The sequence below is a fragment of the Flavobacterium bomense genome (assembly GCF_003970355.1).
In genome coordinates, this window is record NZ_RYDJ01000003.1 from 99862 (window position 1) to 120055 (window position 20194).

General features: G+C 36.1%; 16 protein-coding genes. 15 read left to right on the forward strand and 1 reads right to left on the reverse strand.

The genetic code is table 11. The features are described from left to right. Nucleotides 1-14: 14 nt before the first annotated feature. The 15 genes from EKL98_RS04475 (at nt 15) to EKL98_RS04545 (ending at nt 18474) form a co-directional block, all read left to right on the forward strand. Nucleotides 15-1448, forward strand: coding sequence for an MBOAT family O-acyltransferase (locus EKL98_RS04475; protein WP_126561647.1), 1434 nt, complete (start codon nt 15-17; stop codon nt 1446-1448). A 150-nt stretch (nt 1449-1598) separates the two neighbouring features. After that, nucleotides 1599-1931 carry a GIY-YIG nuclease family protein gene (locus EKL98_RS04480; protein WP_126463101.1) on the forward strand — a complete coding sequence of 111 codons (333 nt, stop codon included), beginning with the start codon at nt 1599-1601 and terminating at the stop codon, nt 1929-1931. Nucleotides 1932-2204: 273 nt separating this feature from the next. Then, on the forward strand, nt 2205-3080 hold the full coding sequence (locus tag EKL98_RS04485; protein WP_126561648.1) for a hypothetical protein: 876 nt from the start codon (nt 2205-2207) through the stop codon (nt 3078-3080). Nucleotide 3081: 1 nt separating this feature from the next. After that, nucleotides 3082-4299 (forward strand): glycosyltransferase family 4 protein, encoded by a 1218-nt coding sequence (locus tag EKL98_RS04490; RefSeq protein WP_126561649.1) that lies wholly within the window; start codon nt 3082-3084, stop codon nt 4297-4299. A 192-nt stretch (nt 4300-4491) separates the two neighbouring features. Then, entirely contained in the window at nt 4492-6039 is a 1548-nt protein-coding gene (locus tag EKL98_RS04495) for a glycosyltransferase family 2 protein (protein WP_199740679.1), read from the forward strand. Between the two features lie 2 nt (nt 6040-6041). Then, nucleotides 6042-7034, forward strand: coding sequence for a glycosyltransferase family 2 protein (locus EKL98_RS04500; protein ID WP_126561650.1), 993 nt, complete (start codon nt 6042-6044; stop codon nt 7032-7034). A gap of 21 nt (nt 7035-7055) precedes the next feature. After that, on the forward strand, nt 7056-8174 hold the full coding sequence (locus EKL98_RS04505; RefSeq protein WP_126463108.1) for a glycosyltransferase: 1119 nt from the start codon (nt 7056-7058) through the stop codon (nt 8172-8174). A gap of 81 nt (nt 8175-8255) precedes the next feature. Beyond that, nucleotides 8256-9341, forward strand: coding sequence for a glycosyltransferase (locus tag EKL98_RS04510; protein ID WP_126561651.1), 1086 nt, complete (start codon nt 8256-8258; stop codon nt 9339-9341). Between the two features lie 6 nt (nt 9342-9347). Continuing rightward, nucleotides 9348-10700, forward strand: a complete 1353-nt coding sequence (locus tag EKL98_RS04515; protein WP_126561652.1) for an O-antigen ligase family protein — start codon at nt 9348-9350, stop codon at nt 10698-10700. A 184-nt stretch (nt 10701-10884) separates the two neighbouring features. Beyond that, on the forward strand, nt 10885-12279 hold the full coding sequence (locus EKL98_RS04520; RefSeq protein WP_126561653.1) for an exopolysaccharide biosynthesis polyprenyl glycosylphosphotransferase: 1395 nt from the start codon (nt 10885-10887) through the stop codon (nt 12277-12279). Between the two features lie 258 nt (nt 12280-12537). After that, nucleotides 12538-14496 carry a putative porin gene (locus EKL98_RS04525; protein ID WP_126561654.1) on the forward strand — a complete coding sequence of 653 codons (1959 nt, stop codon included), beginning with the start codon at nt 12538-12540 and terminating at the stop codon, nt 14494-14496. A 208-nt stretch (nt 14497-14704) separates the two neighbouring features. Further along, nucleotides 14705-16066: a pyridoxal-phosphate dependent enzyme gene (locus tag EKL98_RS04530; RefSeq protein WP_126561655.1), complete on the forward strand. Its 1362-nt coding sequence runs from the start codon at nt 14705-14707 to the stop codon at nt 16064-16066. A gap of 218 nt (nt 16067-16284) precedes the next feature. Then, nucleotides 16285-16767, forward strand: coding sequence for a 3'-5' exonuclease (locus EKL98_RS04535; RefSeq protein WP_126451891.1), 483 nt, complete (start codon nt 16285-16287; stop codon nt 16765-16767). A 118-nt stretch (nt 16768-16885) separates the two neighbouring features. After that, a complete protein-coding gene (locus EKL98_RS04540) occupies nt 16886-18157 on the forward strand; it encodes a DUF2851 family protein (protein ID WP_126561656.1) in 1272 nt (423 codons plus the stop codon). An 89-nt stretch (nt 18158-18246) separates the two neighbouring features. Further along, the gene (locus tag EKL98_RS04545) at nt 18247-18474 is read left to right on the forward strand and encodes a PspC domain-containing protein (protein WP_126451893.1); all 228 of its coding nucleotides are present in this window, start codon (nt 18247-18249) and stop codon (nt 18472-18474) included. Between the two features lie 73 nt (nt 18475-18547). Here the strand turns inward: EKL98_RS04545 and EKL98_RS04550 are convergent, their stop codons facing one another. Then, nucleotides 18548-20026: an amino acid permease gene (locus EKL98_RS04550; RefSeq protein WP_126554471.1), complete on the reverse strand. Its 1479-nt coding sequence runs from the start codon at nt 20024-20026 to the stop codon at nt 18548-18550. Nucleotides 20027-20194: the final 168 nt, after the last annotated feature.

Below are 20194 nucleotides of genomic sequence, written 5' to 3' on the forward strand. Positions count from 1 at the left end.
CCGTTCCCGTACGTATGTTTTTTAATTCCTTATCCTTTGCCGTTTTCCTACCTATTGTATTTGTGTTGTATTGGTTTGTTTGTAATAAAACCAAAAGTGCTCAAAATGCAGTGCTCATTATAGCCAGCTATTATTTTTACTCCTGTTGGGATTGGCGTTTTCTGTTCCTGTTGGTGTTCTCGACGTTTTTAGATTATTATACCGGTATTCGGATAGAAAAGGCCAAGACGGTACGGAGTCGAAAATTTTGGTTTTGGCTGAGTATCAGTGTGAATCTGGGCTTCCTGGGGATTTTTAAATACTATAATTTTTTTGCAGATTCTTTCTCGGAGTTGTTGAATGGGTTTGGGTTACAAACGAGTCCTTTACTGCTCAACGTGATCTTGCCGGTGGGTATTTCCTTCTATACGTTTCACGGATTATCATACGTCATTGATATTTATTTAAAAAGAATAAAGGCAGAATATAATTTTGTGGATTACTCGTTGTTTGTCAGTTATTTTCCACTGCTTGTGGCGGGACCCATTGAAAGAGCCACACATTTATTACCACAAGTGAAAGTGAAACGCAGTTTTGACTATCAAAAAGCCAAAGAAGGAATCTTTCAGTTTGTCTGGGGATTGGTCAAAAAAGTGGTAATTGCGGATACCTGCGCTACATACGCCAATGCGATTTTTGATAATTATGAATCCATGAATTCTTTGTCGTTGGTTCTTGGTGCCGTTTATTTTGCTTTCCAGATTTATGGGGATTTTTCGGGTTATTCTGACATGGCTTTGGGAATGTCAAAATTGTTTGGAATCGATTTGCTGCGCAATTTTAACTACCCCTATTTTTCTCGTGATATCGCCGAGTTCTGGCGGCGCTGGCACATTTCTCTTTCGTCGTGGTTTCGGGATTACGTATATATTCCTTTGGGAGGCAGCAGTGGAGGTATGGGAATGAAAATCCGCAATACCTTTATTATTTTTTTAATCAGTGGTTTTTGGCATGGTGCCAATTGGACTTTTATTGCCTGGGGTTTTATTAATGCCCTGTATTTTTTGCCATTGTTGCTCTTGAAGCGGAATCGATCTAATATGGAAACAGTGTCCTTGCATTGGGATTTTGCCTCCGTCACAGTTTTCTTTAGCATTATCAGTACATTCGCATTAACTTGCCTGGCATGGATTTTCTTCCGGGTAAAATCGATAGGAGATGCTTTTGAATATATTGGGCGTATTTTTACCAATGGAAATTTTGCATCACAGTATTTGGATAACGAGCGATACAATTATGAAATCATCATTTTAATACTTGCTTTTATTGTTGTGGAATGGAATAGCCGAACGCAAGTGGAACCTATTTCTGGGCGCTACAGTTATTTAAAGTTGGGATTATGCCTTGCAGCAATTGTGGCATTAGGAACGTATTCCGATTATAAAGAATTTATTTATTTTCAGTTTTGATATAAATAAGGAAATTGATTGTAATTTTTTTCTGCTTAGTATAAACGTTTGAGGTGATAAAAAGAGTAGTTTAATTGTCAAATCGAGTCCTTCGTCTACGCTCAGGACAAGCTATAGTCGAGATTCGTTTAATTTAAAATAAAACAGTATATGAAATTCTACTATGTGTATATTCTTCGTTGTATTGACGATTCACTATACGTAGGTGTGACTTCTGATATTGAGAGAAGAGTTATGGAACATAATATGGGTAAATATTCGGAAGCCTACACGCACAGTAGAAGACCGGTTTTGTTAGTTTTTTATCAAGATTTTACAGATCCTAATCAGGCTATCGAATTTGAAAAAAAAATAAAAAAATGGAGTAGGATAAAAAAACAAGCGCTAATTGATGGGAATTTCGAAAAATTACAAGATTTATCAGAATGTAGAAATGCAACGCATCATAAATACAAATCGGATGTTGAAGATATAGAAGAATAGTTTGACTAAGCGTCTCGACTGTACTTCGACTCCGCTCAGTATAAACTTTCGACGTGACAAAGAGAGTAGTTTAATTGTCAAATCGAGCGCAGTCGAGATTCATTAAGACATAAAAGCGTCTCGACTGCGCTCGACGTGACAAAGAGAGTAGTTTAATTGTCAAATCGAGTATCCGTCTAAGCTCAGTTTTAAACTTATGACATTACAAAATATCGAGCTGTCAAATATTATACATTTGAATACTAGAATAATACTATACAATACAAAACAACCATGAAACGTTTTTTAATTTTTGCAGTCAAAACCCTCGTGCTACTATTTTTACTGTTAGTAGTATTGGATTTTCTATACACAACAGTTTATGTACAGTCGTCGAATAGAGGGAAAATTGATTATGTTTACAATTCAGCAGCGCGCGAGTATGATGTGGTAATTTTAGGATCTTCCAGAGCCAACAATCATTTTGTGGCTCCCATGTTTGAAGAAAAAGGATTGAAAACATTTAATTTTGGGATGAGCGGAGGACATTTGTTTGAAGCATCCCTACTGTTAAAATTAATGGTGGAACGAAAGTATACTATAAAAAATGTGATACTCGAGGCCGATTTGAATTTATCAAATGAAAAGCGAGATGAGGGTGTTTCTTCTCGTTTTCTTCCCTTTATCCATGATTCTAAAACAATCAGAAATCATTTTTTAAAAGAGGCCGATTTTAAAGAATTGTATTACATTCCTTTTTACAGGTATGTTGCATTTGATTCCAAGATTGGGTTTAGAGAACTCTATAAAACGGTATCGAAAGAGCCTACTACAAATTTGGCTCATTTAGGATATTATCCGTTAGTCAAAAAAAAGGGTAACATGAAAAACAATCTGACTAATTTAAAACCGTTACGGAACAAATATTATGAAGAAATTAAACAGCTTTGCAAGGACAACAACATCAATTTGATAGCTGTCATGACCCCGATGTGCACCAATACTAAAGGATTAAATTATTTTGAAAAAGTGCAACAATGCTATCCTGAAATTTACAATTATGAAAAAGCGGTAGAAGGAGATCAGTATTTTTCGTCTTGCGGGCATCTGAATGATACCGGAGCACGACGGTTTACCAGTGTAATTATAAAAGATTTTTTTAATAGATAAGATGGGAAACGAATATTCAGCAGTGGCTCCCTTTATTTTGGAGAAGGTTGAGGTGAGGAAAATAGCTTTTTTAAGCCCGGAATATCCACACCCAAAAACAGGAAGCTCCGGCGGGATAGGTACCAGTATTAAAAATCTGGCAATGGGACTTTTGGCAGAAGGCTGTTCCGTACGCGTTTTAGTGTATGCCCAAAAAGAAGAAGCTGTTTTTTATGACAATGGTATTTGTATTCAGCAAATCAGGAATGTCAAATTTAAGGGATTGTCGTGGTATTTGACCCGGAAAAAACTGCAGAATATTATTGATACTTTATACGAGGATAAAAAAATTGATGTGCTAGAAGCTTCGGATTGGACGGGAATCACCTCTTTTATCTCTCCTAAAAAATGTCCGGTTGTGATTCGGTTGCATGGCTCGGATACTTATTTTTGTCACTTGGATCAGCGGCCTGTAAAGTGGATTAATAAATTTCATGAAAAAAGAGCATTGAAAAAGGCAGATGGCTTGCTTTCCGTAAGTCAGTTTACGGCCGATACTACGAATGCGGTCTTTGGTTTAAACAAGCAATTTACGATTATTCCGAATGGTATTGATCTTGATGCGTTTAGTCCGGATGATAAAAACAAAGAAAATACGAACACGATTCTATATTTTGGTAGTTTAATTCGTAAAAAAGGATTGTTAGAGTTGCCGTTTATTTTTAATGCAGTGGTCGCTAAAAATCCAAATGCTAAATTGATTTTATTAGGGAAAGATGTTCCCGATATTATTTCAGGCGATTCTTCCACTTGGCAGATGATGCAAGGAATATTTTCTCCAGCTGCGCTGCTCAATGTGACTTATTATGGGGCTGTGCCATATCAGGATATGAAGCAGCATATTAGTACGGCAACAATTTGCGTGTTTCCTGCTTTTGCAGAGGCTTTGCCCGTGTCTTGGATTGAGGCCATGGCGCTGCAAAAACCTATTGTAGCCTCAAATATTGGCTGGGCACAAGAAGTGATTGATGCCGGTGTCAATGGGTTTTTAGTACATCCTAAAAATCATTTGGAATACGCAACAAAAATTATTCAACTGTTAGATGATGCTGTTTTGCAAAAAGCGTTTGGTTTAGCGGCAGAAAAGAAAGTGAAAGAAAAATTTAGTAAGGAGAAAGTGGCACAACAGAGTGTAGTGTTTTATAAAAAAGTTTGTGTTAGGTTAGAATCAGATAGCTAAGTTAAAAAAGCATGACTTCGACTACAATTCGTCTACGCTCAATATGTACTTCCGACCTGATAGAAAGGATTATTAAAACGTAGGATGCTAACAGAGATTAACGGGTGGAAGTGTGGTTCAATTTTTTTATTTAAGATTAATTGAAATTTTTATTAATTACACCCAACGGGTAGATTTAAGTTTAAACGATAAATGGGAAGAATACAATTAAAAGAATATACAACGACGTCAGGTGAAGTACTATTGTATGCCGGTACTCCTGATTTTTCACAATTGGAGCTATTGTCTACTGGAGCAGGCGATATTTGGCATAGTTCTTTTGAGCAGGGCTATAAAAATGCTTTCCCTGAATTGGTCTATCAGACTGCTGTATTCTTTTGGTATTTGAATGATTTTGATGGATTAGATCAATGTGTCAGTTGGAGGATTAATCCCAATGCTTTTGCAGTTCGTAAATCAGTTTGGGACCTCACAAAAGGTTTTGATACCGATTTTGAAAATATTCAAATGCAGGCTTTAGATTTTGGATTTCGATGCAACCGTTTTTTGGGAGGAGTTCCATTATATGTAAAAAATTTATTTACAAATGCGGCTATAGAAAAGGTGATAGTTTCAAGAAGAGATCGTCATCTTTTTTTTAGGAAAAATTATAAAATAAGCCATGCCATTTTTATGATTTACAGATTAGGTTTCTTGAAAATTTCAGAATGGATTACTTTGTTCAGAGTCAAGAATACCTATAAAAAAAGGGACATAACGGCTAGAATTCCTTCTCGGGTGCTTCTTGCTATTCAAGGTAATCCTACAGTAAGTTATATTATACCTACGATGTTCCGTCAAGAATACACTTTACAACTGTTAGATGATTTGTCTAATCAAAACTATAAACCGACCCAGGTTATTGTTGTAGATGCCACTCCCTTGAGCGACAGAGATGAAACGGCCTACGAACAAAAGCAGTATCCCTTTGAATTAAAAGTGATTTGGCAACAGACAAAGGGTAGTTGTAGGGCCAGAAATGAGGGGATTGCTCTATGCACGGGGGATTATATTGTTTTTGGGGATGATGATATTCGGATCCCTGCGGATTTCATCGAAAACCACATTCGGTTCTTACAAACCTATTCGGTTGGAGCCTGCAACGGACTGGATATCCGTGCGGATCACCACCAACAGAATTTAGAGGATTTGGCTCTTAAGTTGGAACAATTGAGTCGACCCCCATTTATTGCGGGCTGTACTCAAATGTTTAGCAATGCGAATTCTTCTGTCAAACGGGAGTTTGTAAATCAGTTGGTCGGTAATGATGTCAATTTTGATGGCGGTTATGGCGAAGACAGTGATTTTGGAATGTCGTTAAGTAAAATCGGAGTAACTGTTTTAGCTAATCCATTTGCTGCTAATTTACATTTAAAACCACCCAGCGGAGGCTATCGTTTTTGGGGAACTCAAGCTAAGATTGTTGGAAAAAAAAGGAAAGCACAGCCCTGGGAACTGGATGCTCCTGTGAAAAACATAAAACCGGTTCCTAGTCCAACAATTATGTATGGGATAATGAAGCATTACAGTCCTAAACAATTGAGAGAGTATAAGTATAAACATTTTACCTATTATCTATTTACGGGTTCTAAAGTTGCTTTTTTGTATCGTTTATTTCGATTTCCTTACAAGAATATTCAATTTAAGAAGTCGGTTTTTTATGCACAAAAATTGCAGAATTTAGGAATTAGACACCAATAACAATGAAATTTTCATTACTAATTTGTACCTACATGCGTGCCGAAGCTTTATTACAGCTATTAGAGTCTGTGAAAGAGCAAACAAAGTATCCTGATGAAATTATGATCATCGATGGGTCAACTAATCAAGATACATCGGTAATGATAAAGAATAATCGATTTGATCATTTAAAATATTTCGCCGTTCCACCACAACATCGTGGTCTGACTAAGCAACGCAACTACGGAATTGAAAGAGTAGCAGTTGATATAGAAATAATCTGTTTTTTAGACGATGACATTGTTTTGACGGCTACTTATTTTGAAGAACTGTTACAAACGTATAAGGTTTATCCGCAGGCTTTAGGTGTTGGCGGGTACATTATTGATGAAACTAAAACGGAATTTGTTGGTGAAAAGTATCACTCCAAAAGTGATGAATTTTATTTTGATGGATGGAAAAGAAAAGATGGCAGCCGATTCGTGTTAAGAAAAAAATTAGGATTAGACAGTGATTGTCCACCGGGTTATTCTTCCTTATATTCACACGGTCGTAGTGTGGGATTTTTGCCTCCGAGTGGTAAAACGTATGAAGTTGAAATGTTGATGGGAGGTGTTTCCTCTTTCAGAAAAAAGGTGTTTGATACGTTGCATTTTTCTACTTATTTTGAAGGTTATGGATTGTATGAGGATGCCGATTTTTCTTTACGAGTGTCTAAGATAGGGGCATTGTACTTGAACACTGCTGCAAGATTGTATCATTATCACGATACCGCAGGAAGACCCAATCAATATCAATATGGTAAAATGGTCGTGCGAAATGGTTGGTATGTCTGGAGAACGAAAAATCCTAAGCCAACATTAGAACATCAATTAAAATGGCACACAATTACATTACTTTTGACTGGTATTCGGTTTAGCAATACCTTTACCAGCAGTAGTAAAAAAGAAGCTTTTACAGAGGCAGTAGGCAGAACCGTTGGTTGGTGGAGTTTGTGGATAAGAAAACCAAAATAAGATATAAACAGTATTTTAAATATGAAGTTCGTAATCATTACCCATGTGCCGCATTCGAAAGTGAATAATTTATATTATGCGTACGCTCCCTACGTAAGAGAAATGAATGTTTGGGGCAACCATGTAACACAAGTAGTGATTGTGGCTCCCTTTTTTTCAGGGAAAGCAACAGCCATTGACAGTTCTTACCAACATCAAAACATACACTTTATTCCTGTTCCAAGTTTTGATTTATTATCGATACAAGCTATTTTACTTACTTTATTTAAACTTCCCGGCTTGCTTTGGGTTTTATTTAAAGCCATGAAATCTGCTGATCACATTCATTTACGGTGTCCCGGAAATATTGGATTATTGGGTTGTTTTGTTCAAATTTTATTTCCGAATACTCCAAAAACAGCTAAATATGCCGGAAATTGGGATCCTGAATCCAAGCACCCTTGGACCTACGAACTGCAACGATGGATTTTAAGCAACACTTTTTTGACCCGAAACATGCAGGTTTTAGTGTATGGCGAGTGGAAGGGCAGTTCTGGAAATATTAAACCTTTTTTTACGGCTACCTATTCTGAAAAAGATAAATTGGCAGTGGTTCCAAAAGTGTTACAGGGTGTGGTCGATTTTGTTTTTGCAGGTACATTAGTCCATGGGAAGCATCCGCTGTATGCTGTTCAATTGATCGAAAATTTGCATCAAAAAGGGTATTTAGTGCGTTTGCGGCTGTATGGAGAAGGAGTACAACGTAAAGTCTTAGAGGAGTATGTTGTAGCGCATCAGCTCGAGTCCATTGTTTTTTTGAAAGGAAATCAATCCAAAGAAACCCTGCAAAAAGCCTATCAGGACAGTCATTTTATAGTGTTGCCTTCAGAGAGTGAAGGGTGGCCAAAAGTGATTGCCGAGGGTCTGTTTTGGGGTTGTGTTCCTCTGGCAACAGCTGTTTCATGTGTGCCTTTTATGCTAGATTATGGGGACAGAGGGATTTTGCTGGAAATGGATCTTGAAAAAGATATTTTGCAAATCGAATCGGTTTTGAGTAACCAAAGCCTTTTTGATTACAAACAAACCAGAGGAGCAGAATGGTCCAGGGGCTATACGATGGATTTTTTCGAAGCGGAAATCAAAAAATTACTGGCACGTTGATGCTGAGTTTAACTCGTCTCTTTGAGTGGGTTTGCTACTATTGGGCGTAGATTAATATGTAACATAAGTGATAACAACAACATGAGAATCATTCAAATTATAGATTCACTCGAGGCAGGTGGAGCGGAGCGTATGGCGATCAGTTATGCCAATGCGCTAGCGAAAAAAATTGAATTTGCAGGTTTGATCGTCACCCGAAATGAAGGGCCACTGCTCCATCAAATTGATGCGGATGTTTCTTATTTGTATTTAAATAAAAAACACACTTTCGACTTAAGGTCAGTTTTAAAGTTGAAATCATTTGTAAAACAGAATAAAATTACAATCGCACATGCACACGGGACATCATTTTTTACTGCGGTATTACTTAAATTGACGTATCCTAAGATTAAGTTAATTTGGCACGATCATTATGGAGCAAGGGCAAATGAATCAATATGGAATAATTTGATATTATCTTTTTGTTCCTGTTTTTTCTCTTGCACATTTGTAGTAAATCATCAATTAGAAGTTTGGGCTAATAAAAATCTATTAACTAAAAAAAATTATTTTTTACCAAATTTCGCTACGTTTGATGACAACGTTTTAAAAGAAACTATTCTGAAAAGTGAAGAAGGGAAGCGAATAGTATGTATCGCAAATCTAAAACAACCTAAAAATCACATAACAATATTGCGTGCTTTTGCGGAAATGAATTTAATGGAATTGGGTTGGAGTTTGCATTTAATCGGAAAAGATTACAAGGACGACTATTCAGCTATTTTAAAGGAATTTATAAGTAAAAATAATTTAGAAAATTATGTTTTTATTTATGGTTCTAAGACTGACATCAAATACATACTATCTCAAGCAACAATTGGTGTTTTAGCCTCTACAGCAGAGGGGTTTCCTGTAACATTATTAGAATATGGTTTGGCAAAATTATCAGTAATATCAACAAATACCGGGCATTGTCCAATGATTATCCAAGATAATTTTAGCGGTTTGTTGTTTACTCCACTAGATAGTTTTCAGCTTCAAGTTCAATTAGACAAAATGATTTCTAAGGAATCTTTAAGAATTAGTTTTGCACTACATTTGCATCAATTAGTTGTAGATAATTATTCAAAAGAAAAAGTGATCGATATTTTAATTAAGAACTATGAAAAACTATCCGATTCTAAATAGTTACAAATGAAAAACGAAGATCGATCCTATCTCTATTTAATTCTTTTCCATGTGGTGGTGGGTGCATTGGGGTATTTGTTGCCTTTTACAGCAAAAATATACGGCTATTCTATTTTTATTTTTGGAATTTATTATATCGTAAAAAAACAAAACAGAAATAACGAAGCACTGATTGCTGCGGCTTATGTGGTAGGGAGCGAAGTCTTTTTGCGAATGACCGGTGGAAATCCACTCTATGAAATTTCCAAATACGGGGTTGTACTCTTTGTTCTTATCGGGATGTATTACAGCGGTTTTTCTAAAGGAGCCATTCCGTATTGGATCTTTCTATTGTTACTAATCCCCGGTGTTATTATTTCGACTTTTGTATTGAATTTTGACACGAATTTTCGCAAAGCGATTGCCTTTAATCTTTCTGGTCCCGTTTGTTTGGGACTGGCTTCTTTGTACACCTTTCGGCGAAAGATTGGATTGGATCAGATGAATACAATCTTGCTGAGCATGGGTCTTCCTATTATTAGTTGTGTGGCATATCTGATTTTTTATACACCAGATTTACAGGAAGTCATAACGGGAACCGAATCTAATTTTCAAACTTCTGGAGGGTATGGCCCCAATCAGGTGGCTACGGTTTTAGGACTGGGGATGTTTATTTTTTTTTCCAGAGTAATATTGGATTCTAAAACAAAATTCCAAATTATAATCAACCTGATCCTTGCGTTAAATATCACTTATCGAGGAATCATTACTTTCTCCCGAGGAGGAATGATTACCGGATTCTTGATGATTGTTTTGTTGCTGGCGTTCTTGTATTTTAAATCTAATTTTGGCGGAAGGGCAAAATTGAATTATATTATCGTATTCTTAGTGTTTGCAATGTTTGTCACTTGGACCTTCACCTCCTTTCAGACGGGCGGCCTTATTGACAAGCGCTATGCCAATCAAGATGCCGCAGGAAGGGCTAAAGAGAGCCAGTTTACCGGCAGGGAGGATGTGGCACTAAATGAGATCAATACGTTTTTGAAGAACCCTATTTTTGGAGTAGGGGTTGGGAAAGGGGTGGAAGTCCGGGAGGATGAAACGGGGATCAAAGTGTTGTCCCACGACGAAATTACCCGGATGCTGGCCGAGCATGGGTCTTTAGGGATAATAGCATTGCTGATTTTGTTTTTTACACCCTTGGTTTTGTACTTGGAAAACAAGTTCAATATGTTTTTATTGTGTTTTGTTGCCTTCTGGTTTTTAACCATTAATCATGCCGCCATGCGTACCGCCGCACCGGCCTTTGTATACTCGTTGTCCTTACTCAATGTGCAGTTGGGATCGCCCAGAAGAACGAGTGTTGTAAAAGAAGAGTAGAGAAGAACCATAAAGAAAGTGGTGCGTATTCGTTTCAATATTTTTCATGGTTTTTTTAGGGAATTCGCAGCTCTTAAAAAAATCACTTTGTTAAAAGTGGATGTTCTTAAAAAAAAGAGGTGCTACTATAAGTTTAATTTGGAACAAAAAAATTAAATTTGCACCCGTACCATAAATACCTATCATGTTTTCAGTTGACAAAATGCATTTTGAAATATCAGAACGAAAGATGATTCTTCGACTTTTTGATGTTCTCTTTGTTTTGACGGCTTTATATGCAACTGGAAAGGTATTTGCTTTTGATTATTTTGAAGTTTCAGCTACTAATTATTACTGGACAATCGTTTTGGCAGTTTACCTAAATGTATTTGGAGCTATTTTTGAAATGTATAATCTTCAGGTGGCTAGCAACGAGTTTCAGGTGTTAAAAAGTACTCTTATTACCGTTTCAACAACTGTTTTAGTCTATTTACTGACGCCGTTTTTTTCTCCGGAACTGCCCTCAAACCGCCTTCAAATTCTATTGTTTTTTCTGGTCGTATTCTTATCGTTGTTTTTCTGGAGGATGTTGTATGTAACCTTTTTGGCCTCTAATCGATTTTTTCAGAAAGCAATCTTGATTTGTGATCAGGAGCAGGTACAGGAGTTGATTTTAGGACTTGAAAATATTGATCCGCATTATAAAATAATTGGGTTTGTTAATCTAGATTCCAGTGAACAACAAATGGAAGAATACCATTATGTGCAGCACATCAAAAGAGAGGATTTGTTCTCTTTTGTGAATGAAAACGGAGTTTCTGAAATTGTGATTGCTTCCCAAAAAACGGGAGGTATTACAGCAGATTTGTACCAACAATTGCTTCATTTATTAGAGGCTGGGAATATTATACGGGAATATACACAGGTATATGAAAGTAAAACCCAGCGCATACCAGTGCAGTACATGTCACGGGATTTTTATCGTTTTTTTCCTTTTAGCCGAAGCAATCAGAATAAATTGTATTTGATTGTTATGCGAATATTTGAAATAACCGTTTCCTTGTCTGGACTTGTTGTAGGCGTGTTCTTGTGTCCGCTTATTTTGTTTGGAAATGCAATAGGAAATAAAGGGTCGTTGTTTTATTCACAAGAACGGATAGGCAAAGATGGGGCGGTATTTAAAATTTTAAAGTTCCGGACAATGGTTAAAAATGCCGAATCGAACGGTGCCGTTTTTACCGCTACGAATGACTCCCGAGTGACGCTTTTTGGGAAATTTCTGCGTAAAACCAGAATCGATGAGTTTCCTCAGGTTATCAATATACTAAAAGGAGATATGGCTGTTATAGGTCCGCGTCCCGAGCGTCCTATTTTTGTAAAAGAAATTGCAGAAATAATGCCTTTTTATGAAACCAGACACATCATCAAGCCGGGGCTTACTGGCTGGGCACAGGTCAATTATACGTATGGGGAAACCATTGATGATAGTCTGATCAAGCTGCAGTATGACTTGTATTATATCAAGCACCGCAGCATTTACCTAGATTTGAACATTGCTTTCAAGACCATCACTACGGTGTTGTTTTATAGAGGACAGTAGCTATTATTATTATTATTATTATTAGACAGTTGTTTAATGTATCGTTTTGTAGTGCAAAATGCTACGAAAAAGGAGTGTTTCCTGAAAATTTGTTGCTTGCAGGTCCCTTTAAAACTGTCCCGAAAGAGTAAATTGACAGCGAGTAATTTTCTTGTATAACACATACTTCCGTCAGATGTTTTTTTATTTATAGGTTTTTATCATTTATCTTTGCCGAGTTAAAACTGTATACGTAACCGACTAATTAGATCCTGTCAAATGAGAATATTATTTTTATTTTGTTTTTTAGCAGTGCCCATGCTGCTGTTTTCTCAAAAAAATATTACTAATACAGATACTGCCAGTAAATACCAAAGTGCGTCAGATACGGTCAATAAACAAAAAGAACAAAAAGTGGCTACTGTTGATATGTATCGGTTCATCACTTTAGAACGGGATACCACTTACATTGACACGTCTCTCAATATTCAAAAAGAATACAGCCACAACTATTTGCGAAAAGACATTTTTGGACTTTTACCTTTTGCAAATGATGGACAAACATACAATACCTTACAATACGGTTTGACGGATGTAGTTGTATTTCCGGAATTTGGTTTTAAAGCAAAGCATTTTAATTTTTTGGAGGCAAACCAAATCCGTTACAGCTCTGTAGCAACTCCTGTTACCGAATTATATTTTAAAACAACCGTACAAAAGGGGCAGTCAGTAGATGCCTTTATTACCCTGAACACCTCAAAAAATTTAAATTTTTCGATCGCCTACAGAGGACTACGTTCAGAAGGAGAATACATCAATCAGCTCTCAAGTACAGGAAATTTCAGGTTTACCACCAGTTACAACACTAAAAATAAACGGTATTTTGCTAATGCACATTATACCTATCAAGATATTTTAAATGAAGAAAACGGTGGAATTACGACTATTAATGATTTTGAAAGTGGTGATCCAAACTACGATAACAGACAAAGATTTGAAGTGTATCTTAATGACGCCAAATCATTTCTGAAAGGAAAAAGAATTTTTGTGGATCACAATTTTAGAATTAACACAAAAAAAGGAGACAATAACGCGTATCTCGCGCATCAGTTTAATTACGAAAATAAGTTCTTTGAATACAATCAGGCCACAGTGCCATCTGCCGTAGGAGGGGCAATAGTAGACCGGTTTGGGGACTCTTTTGCAAACAGCGGGATCAATGATCAAACGCGTTACAACAAGATGTACAATAGAATTGGTTTGATTTATGAAAATACAACATTGGGTAAATTTCAGTTTTTTGCTGACGATTTCAGATCTAATTATTATTACAATCAGATCCTAATATTTGATGCGAAAACAGTCCCAAGTTTCTTGAGCCAGAACATTAATAGTGCCGGAGGTCAATATGAATACCGAAAAAACAATTGGAACGGTATTTTTTCTTATTCCAGATCCATTACCAACCAGTCGCTTTCAAATTTAGATGCTAAATTGAAGTATGAGCTCACTGATGAAATTCAATTTGCATTTCAGTATCAAAACATAAACAAACTACCCAATAACAATTACAATCTGCACCAGAGCAGTTACGTGCAGTACAACTGGTCTAATGATTTTAAGAATGAAAAAATAAACACAATAAAAGCTAATGCCATTTCTCCTTGGCTAGATGCAGAATTGCAGTTTTCAGTGTTGAATGATCATTTGTATTTTACCGAAGCATCAACTGCGCAGCAAAAAACAGTTAACACACAAATTGTTGCGCCGGCACAATACAATAGCACAATAAATTATGTATCGATCAAAATCAGCAGAGAATTAAAACTTGGAAAATTTGCGTTAGATAATACAGTTTTATATCAAAAAACAGAACAACAAGATGCCATCTTGAACGTGCCTGAAATTGTAACGCGAAATACGTTTTACTACTCGAATTTTTTGTTTAAAAAAGCCTTATTTCTGCAAACAGGGATTTCTCTCAATTACTTTTCCAGTTATTATGCCAATGAATACAATCCGGTCATAGGAGAGTTTTTTGTGCAAAAAGACAAACAAATTGGCAATCATCCTAACCTTGATTTTTTTATCAATGCAAAAATTCAAAGAACAAGGATCTATTTGAAAGCGGAACATTTTAATTCGGCACTCACCGGCAATGATTTTTATGCCTCCCCCAATAATCCATCGCGTGATTTTACGATCCGATTTGGTTTAATTTGGAACTTCTTTAATTAATAGCTCTTTAAAATTTCAATTTTTTAAGTCATTTTTTTTGGGCGTTTTATCGCGCTATCCGCTATATCTTTCCTTGCTTGGCGGCAAGCAAGGAAAGGATGTCGCTATTATCACGAACGCAAAATTCCGTAAACAAGATTAATTTATAACAAAATACTATCTTTGTAGCAGTATTTACAACAAATTACAATCTTAAATTTATTATACAATGCGCTACGCAGAAAATATATTAGGTACCATAGGCAACACCCCATTAGTGAAACTCAATAAAGTAACTGCCGAAGTAGAGGCCTTAGTACTTGCTAAGGTGGAAACGTTCAATCCAGGAAATTCCGTAAAAGACAGAATGGCTGTAAAAATGATTGCAGATGCGGAGGCTGATGGCCGTTTACAGCCAGGCGGAACTATTATTGAAGGAACTTCCGGGAATACAGGAATGGGATTGGCATTAGTCGCCATTATAAAAGGATACAAACTAATTTGTGTAATTTCAGACAAACAGTCCAAAGAAAAAATGGATATTCTTCGTGCCGTAGGCGCTAAAGTTGTGGTGTGTCCTACGGATGTAGAACCTACGGATCCAAGGTCGTATTATTCGGTTTCTAAACGATTGGCCAAAGAAACGCCTAATTCCTGGTATGTGAATCAATACGACAACCCTTCAAACGCTATCGCGCATTACGAGCAAACGGGACCGGAAATTTGGGAGCAAACAAGTGGTAAAATTACTCATTTTGTATCGGGGGTAGGCACTGGAGGAACTATTTCCGGAGTTGGGAAATATTTGAAAGAGAAAAATCCAAACATTAAAATTTGGGGAATCGATACCTATGGTTCTGTATTTAAAAAATACCATGAAACAGGAATTTTTGACGAAAATGAAATCTATTCGTATATCACAGAAGGGATTGGTGAGGACATATTACCCATGAATGTAGACTTTTCTTTGATTGACGGATTTACAAAAGTAACGGATAAAGATGCGGCGGTTTATACCCGTAAAATTGCACTTGAAGAAGGAATATTTGTAGGGAATTCTGCTGGTGCGGCGATCAAAGGATTGTTGCAACTCAAAGAACATTTTAAACCGGAAGATGTAGTTGTGGTTCTTTTTCATGATTCAGGAAGCCGTTATGTAGGTAAAATGTTCAATGACGACTGGATGCGGGAACGCGGTTTTCTAGAAGAAGAAATCACTAAGGCGGAGGATGTAATCAAAGATCATATCGACAAACCATTGATTGTGGTGCGTACCGAAGAATTAGTTTCGCACGCCATAGAAAGAATGCGTAAATACAAGATATCTCAAATTCCTGTCATTGATATCACCGGATTTGTAGGTTCTGTTGATGAAAGTGATTTGTTTCAAAGTTACGTAGCCGACAAAAATGTAGCTGATAAACCGATTAAAGATGTAATGGGAAAACCTTTTCCAATAGTGAAACACGGAACTCCTATTGAAGAAGTTTCTCGATTATTCACGAAAGAGAATGAAGCCGTTTTGATTGAATTAGAGAATGGAAATCACCATATTATAACTAAATATGATATTATTGGGTCGATAAAATAAGATTAAAACTGGATTTTATTTCCTAATTATACTCCAACAAGAATCAAAAAACCTGCAAGGTTTTTTGGTTTAATTACTTTGTTGCTGTAAAATTTTTGGAATCTAAAAGTTTGCAAGAACATCTAAAAAAAAGGTAACAAATACATTGAACTTCTATAATTGACAGTATTTTTGTAAATCTGAAATCAAATATCGTTAACCCTAAATCTGAAATCAAATTGACCTTCACCGCTATAGACTTTGAAACAGCAACCGCATACCATCCGTGTTCTGTAGGAATTGTAACCGTAGAAAATGGAATAATTACAGATGAGTTTGTTAGTTTAATCAAACCACCAAATAATTTATATTCTCCTTTTACCATTCAAGTGCATGGGATTTATCCGCGGGATACCATGAATGCTAAGTCATTTGCCCAGGTATATCCTGAAATTAAAAAACGGTTGCAAAACAGGATGGTTGTAGCTCACAATGAAAGTTTTGACCGGAATGTTTTGGCAAAATCAATGGCTCTTTATAATTTAGAGTATGCGGATTTGAATATTGCCTCTCGTTGGGAATGTACCGTAAAAATATACAAAGCCAAAGGATTAAAACCAACTAAATTGAGCGATTGTTGCCGGGAAATGAATATCGCTTTGAATCATCACGAAGCGTTATCTGATGCTCGGGCTTGTGCCAAATTGTATTTGTTGAAATAAAAACATCCTATTTTACTAAAATAGCATTCGGTATTTTAGGGAAATTTCTGATTTTTTTTGTTTTAGATAATTTGCTATTTTTTTTTACTACATTAGTCTTCAATCTAATATTTTCAATATGAAAGAAGATTTCCTCCATTACCTGTGGAAATTCAAGAAATTTGATACTTTGAATTTGAAAACTTTCAATGGAGAGGAAATCACAATTGTTACTGTGGGCCAATATCTTGAACTGGCCGGTCCTGATTTTTTTAATGCACAAATAACGATTGCAAATCAAAAATGGGCAGGAAATGTCGAAATTCATCTTAAATCGTCAGACTGGTATGTGCATCATCATGAACAGGATTCAGGATATGAAAACGTTATTTTACATGTGGTTTGGGAGCATGATACGGAAGTGTTTAGAAGCAATAACAGCGAAATTCCGGTTTTGGAACTCAAAAAATATGTAGATAAGGCCACCCTTGAAAATTACCAATCTTTAATGGCACCCAAATCATGGATTTTTTGCGAAAAGCAAATTAATAAAATTGATGGGTTTGTCTTTAAAAATTGGCAGGAACGTCTGTTTTTTGAACGTCTGGAAAGAAAAGCAAAATCTATATTTGATTTGTTAGAACAAACTAATCACGATTGGGAAGCAGTGTTGTTTTGCCTTTTGGCTAAAAATTTTGGATTAAATACCAATGGAGAACTCTTTTTTAAAATGGCAGTAAACATTCCTTTTTCGGTGCTTAGAAAGGAAAGTTTTGAAATTGAGAATCTGGAAGCATTAATTTTTGGAACCGCAGGGTTATTGGATTCTGATAAGGAGGATACTTATTTCAAAGATTTAAAGTTTAGGTATTTTTACTTGATACATAAATACCAATTGGAGCAAGGTGGCCAGGCACCAGTCCAGTTTTTTAAGCATCGCCCGGATAATTTTCCTACGATACGTCTTTCTCAATTGGCGAATTTATACCACAGTCAGGTACATTTATTTTCAAAAATAAGTGTTTTAAATTCATTAAAAAGTAGTTACGACCTGTTTCAGGTTTCGGCTTCTGAATATTGGTTGAATCATTACCAATTTGATAAAGAAAGTCCAAAGAAAAGGAAATCGCTTTCAAAATCTTTCATTGACTTAATTGTCATAAATACCATACTTCCGCTACAATTTGCTTTTGCTAAAAGTAAGGGAGAAGAAATTTCAGAGGATTTAATTCGTCTGTTAGAAGAAGTTTCTCCGGAGAAAAATGCCATTATAGATAAATTCAAGTCTTTTGGGGTTCTCGCTGCAAGTGCTTTTGATACCCAATCATTACTGCAACTAAAAATGGAGTATTGCAACGCAGGTAAATGCTTAGAATGTGCCGTGGGAATGGAATTGTTGAAAAAAAATTAATTCAATTATTTTTGGATTTGTTTACTGGAGAATGTTGTAAATTTGTTTTTTAAATATGCGATTGACGAATTTAATACACTAACTGAAAAATGTCAGCAGTAATTAAGCTTAAGTTCTTTTTTGAGAAACACGGTTTTCATGTTTCCTCCCGCTTAGCAGATACCTTAGGAATGCGTGCCAGTAGCGTCCGACTATTTTTTATTTACTTGTCATTTGTTACAGCTGGCTTGTGGTTTGCCGTGTATTTAACTTTGGCTTTTTGGATGCGGTTGAAAGATTTAATTCGTGCAAAACGCACTTCGGTTTTTGATTTGTAAAAAGAGTTAAATAAAAAAAGGGATTCTAAAATAGTTAAACTATTCTAGAATCCCTTTTTTGTATGCTGTAAATTTATTTATCCGGATTGTTTAGTTTACTTTTTTTCTTACCGTAGGCAAAATAGATAGCAACTCCAATAATCATCCAAATGGCAAGTCTTTCCCAACTTTCAATAGGTAATCCAGCCATCAAGATTAGACAGATGATAACTCCTAGAATTGGAAATACTGGTACAAATGGCACTCTAAAACCTCTTACTGCATCGGGATTAGTTTTTCTCATTACAACAACTCCAATACATACAAGAGCAAACGCAAATAATGTTCCTATACTTACCATATGACCTAAGTCTGACACAGGAACAAATCCTGCAAACATACTAACAAAAACCATGAAAAGTAGGTTTGTTTTGTATGGTGTTCTATTTGTAGCATGTAATGTACTAAAAAATTTAGGTAATAATCCGTCGATACTCATACTGTAGAAAACCCTACTTTGCCCCATCAACATCACTAACATTACAGAGGTATATCCTGCAATAATCGCAATTGTTAATGCTGAATTTAAGAATGTATAACCTGTCTTAGCAAACGCTGTAGTGACAGGGCTTGCGTCACCTTTAAAGTTAAGGTAGTTTTCTAAACCAGTTAAAACAAAAGCAAATAGAACATATAAAACGGTACAAATTATGAGCGACCCTAATATACCAATTGGCATACCTTTTTGTGGATCTTTTGCCTCTTGTGCAGCTGTAGAAACAGCGTCAAATCCTATAAATGCAAAAAACACAACTCCTGCACCTCTTAGAATACCACTCCAACCGTAATGACCAAAGTAATCGCTACTAAAGAAATTTAAAAATGTCATCTTTCCTGAGCTTAAAAGGGCTTCGCCTTCATTTACAGGGATAAATGGAGTATGATTCGCTCCGTCAATAAAACCCCATCCGATACCTATGAATACAATAACAACAGTTACTTTTAAAATAACCAAAATATTGTTTAATAAAGCTGATTCTTTTGTACCTCTAATCAATAGTAGAGAAAGGGCACATATAATTAATATGGCGGGTAAATTAATGAATCCTGGTTTCTCATCCCATGGTCCATGGAGTATCTCTTGGGGAATATTGAGTCCATAATTGGCGAGGAATTTATCTACGTATTGAGACCAACTCACTGCTACTGTTGCGGCTCCAAGAGCATATTCAAGCACTAAATCCCATCCAATAATCCAAGCAACAAATTCTCCCATTGTGGCATAAGAATAGGTGTAAGCACTTCCTGCGACTGGGATCATAGAGGCAAATTCAGCGTAGCACAATCCAGCAAAGGCACAGCCTATCCCTGCTAAGACGAAGGATAGCGTTACTGCGGGTCCTGCATTATCTGCGGCTGCGATTCCTGTTAAAGAAAATAATCCTGCTCCGATAATTGCTCCAACTCCTAGCGCTACTAATGAACGTGAAGACAAAGTTCTTTTTAATCCTTTTTCAGATTCTGATGCTTCATTTAGCAATACCGAAAGGGGTTTAGTTTTCCAAATTGACATGGGTTATATGGTTTTGTTTGTTATTAAGCTCCAAATGTATTGTTTTTTATAAAAAATAAAAACAATAATTGAATTTTAAGTTGTAAAAAATGATTTGTCGTCTTTTTTAATATTGATTCCCGGTGAAATTATTTTGTCAAATAGGCTTGTAGCGGGTATTAATTTGTT